Here is a 1,643-nt window from a genome sequence, read left to right as displayed (position 1 = left end):
TTTCAGGGTGCCGCTCCAATCTATTAGAATTAAATTTTAAAGTGACTTACTGTATCCTGAAGATTCTCAGCCATCTTGGATAAATTGTAGGATGAAGCTGAGACTTCTTCCATTGACGCCAACTGCTCTTCTGCTGCTGCAGCAACACCTTGACTATGTGCAGAGGATTCTTTAGAAATGGCTGTAATTCCTGATACCGTGGCGGATACCTGCTGAGTGCTTGCCGACATTTGTTGGGCCGTTGCGGCCATCCCATCTATTTGCTCGCCCATTTCCGCCATCGATCTTAAGATTTCTTCAAAACGATCCTGTGTTTTAACAACAATGCCAAGACCATTTTGAACCTCTTGCTTGACCATTTGCATCGACTCATTTGATTGGTCCATATCCTGCTGGATTTGCCTGATTAAATCAGAGATTTGGGATGACGAGTCTTGGGATTGTTCTGCAAGCTTTCGTACTTCATCTGCCACTACGGCGAAGCCTTTCCCATGCTCTCCGGCCCTTGCAGCTTCAATTGCTGCGTTCAGAGCTAATAAATTGGTCTGATTCGCGATGTCTGTAATCACTTTTGAAATATGACCGATTTGATTAGATCTTTCATTTAAAAGCTGAATTACACCGCTTGTATCATTAACAGAAGCGTGGATCATATTCATTTGCTGAGCTGTTTGTTCAACATACTTCCCGCCCTGTTTGGCACGCTCACTTGTTTCGGCTCCATTCTCAGCTATTGCCGCTGAAGCTTCTGCAATGTTGGAAACTCCAAATGTTAATTCCTCTAAAGCTCTCGCACTTTCTTCAATGTTATGGGTTTGTGCATCAGATCCACTTGCAATTTGTTGGATGGACTCTGTAATCTGTTCAGTTGCCTTGCTTGTTTGTTCTGCGCCGGCTGTTAACTCCTCGGAAGAGGCTGCTACCTGTTCGGATGTTTCCAAAACCGTTTTAATCATCCCGCTTAAATTTTCCTTCATATGGTTAAAACTATTAGATAGATCGGTTAGTTCATCACCTGAGTGATCAGCCACACTTGTTGTAAAATCACCCTTGCCTGCAAGCTCCAAGGCTCCAGTAATAGAAGTTAGCCTTTTCTGCAGCCTTCTCGTAAACCATAAGACCACAAGGGATGAAAGGATAATAACAATAACGACAAGAATCAAAAATTTTAACATGAATCCAGATAAAATCTTTTCAATAATGGATTGAGGCGCTCCTACATAGAGGATTCCGACAACCTCTCCATTTTCACTCTTCAATGGCATATAGGCTGTTTGATACTTGTTGCCAGCTACCTCAGCTTCACCATAATAATTTTTGCCTTCTTTTAAAACCACATTGGCCACTTCAGGAGACACTTGTGTTCCGATATTTCTTTCTCCATTTACGAGGACATTCGTAGCGATTCGTGTATCCCCCTGAAAAATGGTTACGGTGTCACCAGTGTCCCGTCCAATTGTGTCCACTATTTCAAAGTTTTCGTTAAAGGTCTGTTCTCCTCTGTATAACTGATCATTTTTAATTTCCCATTCTCCGGGGAATTTATTTCTTATGTATCGATCACTTAAGCTTAAATCTCCCTTCGCCTTTTCAATCGCAAAGGCCTTAATTCCCTTTGTTACTTCATTTACCACAACAGCACC

The 1,643-nt window shown here is 42.1% G+C and carries 1 protein-coding gene; it reads right to left on the bottom strand.

Features of this window, described 5'->3' with window-relative positions:
* Positions 1 to 29: 29 nt before the first annotated feature.
* Positions 30 to 1,643, bottom strand: a 1,614-nt coding sequence (locus tag WB217_RS10450; protein WP_423993169.1) for a methyl-accepting chemotaxis protein, incomplete at its 5' end; no start/stop codon positions are given.

This window comes from Mesobacillus sp. (assembly GCF_049588175.1).
Lineage (GTDB): Bacteria > Bacillota > Bacilli > Bacillales > Cytobacillaceae > Mesobacillus.
Note: the sequence above shows the minus strand (reverse complement) of the source record. Positions and strands in the feature narration are given on the sequence as shown.